This is a genomic window from Micromonospora echinofusca, assembly GCF_017614955.1.
In the GTDB taxonomy this organism is placed as follows: domain Bacteria; phylum Actinomycetota; class Actinomycetes; order Mycobacteriales; family Micromonosporaceae; genus Micromonospora; species Micromonospora echinofusca_A.
The window spans coordinates 1-3,396 of record NZ_WVUH01000525.1 but is presented as its reverse complement, the minus strand read 5'-3'; the positions used below and the strand labels follow the sequence as shown (position 1 = coordinate 3,396).

Annotated in this window: 2 protein-coding genes; both read right to left on the bottom strand. The window is 75.9% G+C overall.

What is annotated here, in order from left to right; translation table 11 throughout:
• Positions 1 to 1,820, bottom strand: a 1,820-nt coding sequence (locus GSF22_RS32115) for an FAD-dependent oxidoreductase (protein WP_208817666.1), incomplete at its 3' end; no start/stop codon positions are given.
• Position 1,821: 1 nt separating this feature from the next.
• Positions 1,822 to 3,396: class I tRNA ligase family protein (locus GSF22_RS32110; RefSeq protein ID WP_208817665.1), on the bottom strand; the 1,575-nt coding region annotated here is incomplete at its 5' end.

Genomic DNA, 3,396 nt, shown 5'->3' with positions numbered 1-3,396 from the left:
GGCCCGGGGGCCGGGGTGTCCAGCGGGACGACCAGCGGTGCGTCCGGGACGAACAGGTCGGTACCGAACCGGCCGAGCAGGAACCGGCTCTCGGCGAGGAACGGCAACCGCTCGGCAGCGCCCCGCCGGATCAGCTCGACCTCCCCGGACGCCAGCGTCCAGCCACTGGCCGGCGGCACGTCCCACACGTCGACGGGTACCCCGACGAGCAGGTCGTCCGCGCCGTCCGGCCGGGCCCACAGGCCGGAGGTCTCGTCCACGATGGTGGGTAGCCGGTGGCCCCCGTACCGGAAGAGGCCGTACCGGATGCGCTTGGTCCGGGCGGGGTGGGCCGCCGGCCACCGGTCGGCGAGCAGTTCGGGGCTGCCACATCCGGCCGCGACGACCAGTACGTCCGGGGTGTCGTCCCCGACGGCGTAGCGCGCGGGAACCAGGTCGGCGCCGGCCCGGCCGGCCTCGTCGAGCCGGGCGGCCAGGGCCACCGGTGCGGTGACGTACCCGGCCGCCGGTTCCCACACCGCCGCCGCGACCCCGTCGAGGCCGAGCATCGGCCACCGCCGGGCCAGGGTGTCCGGCTCCAGCAGCTCCGCGTCGACCCCGGCGCGGACCAGTGCGGTAACCGCGTGCCGGGCCGGACCGACCTGCCCGGCGGGCAGCAGCACCAGCGCCCCGGTGCGGTGGAAACCGTGCCCGGCGGCGGTCTCCGGTCGCCCCCACAGGGTGCGGAAGCTCTCCGTGGCGAGTTCCCGGGCCCGCTCGTCGAGTTCGAAGGCGCGGACCAGACCACCGGAGACGACGCTGGCCGAGTCGCCGTCCGGGTCGTCCCAGACGGTCACCCGGCAGCCCGCCCGGGCCAGCTCGGCGGCGGTACCGGCACCCACCAGGCCGCCGCCGACCACGGTGACCGCCGGCCGGTCGCCGGTCGCCGCCGGACCGGTCGGCGAGGGTACGTCCACCACCTCCCAGGCCGCTCCCGGCGCGGCGGGATCCAGGTCGCCGTCCGGGGTGAGGCCGAACGCCACCTCGCCCCGGACGATCTCGACCAGCGGGGCGCCCCGCTGCTCCGGGTACTTGCCGAGTGCGTTGGCCAGGGCGGTGACCGCGGCGGCCACCCGGGCCGCCGGTCCACCGGTCATCCGGGCCACCCGGACCCCGGCCGCCGCCCCGCCGAGCAGTTCGGTGAACTCCGGGACGTCGCAGTCGTCGCTGGCGAGCACCAGCGGGGCGGAACGCGGCGCGGCCTGCCGGATCAGTTCGGCGGCCCGGTGGTGCACCCCGCAGACGACCAGGGCGGTGTCCGGGCGGTCCGGCACCGTCGAGTCGTGCACCTCCACCGTGCTCCCGTCGGCAGCGACCGCGCGGATCCGGTGCGCCAGGTCGGTGCCGTACGCGCTGCCGTCGGTGACCACGGCGATCCGGTGCAGACCGGCGTCGGTGCAGGCGCGGGCCAGCGCGACGGCCTGCGCGTCGTCGTCCGGGCAGAGCCGCAGCACCGTACCGCCGGGCTGGTCGAGCAGGCCGGCGGCGGTGGCGAGCGGCAGCACCACCGGCAGCCCGGCAGCCCGGTACGTCGGCAGCACCGCACGGGCACCCCGGCTGTTGAAGTGCCCGACCACGGCGGCGAACCCGCCGTCCGCGACGACCTCGTGGGCGCAGGCAACCGCCCGGTCGACCGTGCCGTGGTCGTCGAAGAGGCTCCACCGCACCGGCGCGTGCCGGAGCCGGGCCAGCGCGTCGGTCAACAACCGGCCCCAGGCGGCGCGGGGCCCCGCCAGGGGGCCGACGACCGCCACCCGGGGAACCCGGTGCGGTGCCGCCATCTCACCCACCGAAGATCGGTTCGGTCACCGGCCCGACCACCTGTCCCGCAGGTACGGGGGCGAGCGCGGCCACCGTGACCGGCCGGTCGGCGGGCAGGCCGAGCCGGTCGCTCAGCCGGGCGGCGCCCTGCGGCAGGACCGGGGCAGCCCAGGCGGCGAGGGCCGAGGCCACGGCGAGCTGGGCGGCCAGGGCGGCCCGGTAGGCCGGGGTGCCCTGCGGCCGGTCACGTTCGTGCCGGTGGACGTGCCCGTAGTCGGTGGCCAGGGCGACCACCTCGTCGAGGAGGCTGACGGCGCGCCGGGGGTCGAACGCCTCGACCGAGTACGCCTCGCGCAGCTCGGCGCAGATCCGACCGAGCCGCCCGTGCAGGGTCTCCCAGGCCGGCCCGCCGGGCTGCGCGTCGGGGGCCGTCCCGCCGGTCTCCGCGACCACCTGTTCGCACAGGTCCGCCAGCCAGCCGTTCCACCGGTCGTGCAGATGCTGCCGGGCCGCCACCAGGTCGGTGGGGGAGAAGCTGGTCTGCCGACCGGTGGGCCGGTCCCGGAGCACCTGGTAGCGCACCGCGTCGGAACCGCCGGTGGCGAGCCCCTCCAGGGCCCAGACGGCGTGTCGGCGGCTGGTGGAGAACTTCTTCCCCTCCAACTGGTAGAACTCGTTGACCAGGAAGGCCCGGGGCAGCGGCAGGTCGGGCGCCCAGGCCAGGAATTCGGCGGGGAACAGCACGGCGTGGAAGTAGCCGTTGTCGAAACCGAAGAACTGGACCGGTCCCTCCGTCGGCCGGGCGCCGACCGGGTCGTACTCCAGCAGGTACCCCGGTGCCATCTCGAACCACACGTAGATCCGCTGGTCCTCGAAACCCGGCACCGGCACGGGTACGCCCCAGTCGCCCGGGTGGCTGACCGCGATCTCCGGCAGGCCGTCGGCGGCCATCCGTTCGCAGAGGACGCGCAGGTGCGGCGGCATGGCGACCTGGGCCCAGAACCGGGTGAGCTGCTCGGTGAACGGGGCCAGCGGGAAGTACAGCCGGGTCTGGTCCCGCAGCTCGGCGGGGGCCCCGCACGGCACGCACCGGGGATCGCCCAGGTCGCCGCAGTCGTTGGGGCGCCCGCACACCTCGCAGGCGTTGCCGTTGGAACCGGCGCCGCAGTGCGGACAGGCACCCGAGACGTACGCCTCGTAGAGCCAGCGGTCGCAGGGGACGCAGTAGGGCAGTGGCCGGGTACGCGCCACGATGGCACCGGTGTCGTGCAGTTTCTGGAAGAACGCCCGGACGAAGTCGGCGTACCCGGGCAGGGCCGCCGGCTCGACCACCCGGTCGAACAGCACCCCCGCGCCGGACCAGGCGGACCGGATCCGGGTCCCGCAGGTGTCGGCGACCTCCCGGCCGGTCCGGTCGTCGAGGATGCCCCGGACCGCCACGTAGCTCTGGTGGTCGTCGAGGCCGGTGGTCATCCGGACCTCGGCCCCGTCCGCGACGAGGAAGCGACGCAGCACGTCGGCGGCCACGTAGGGGCCGGCCATATGGCCGATGTGCAACTCGCCGTTGGGGGTGGGGGGCGTGGCGGTGATCCAGCC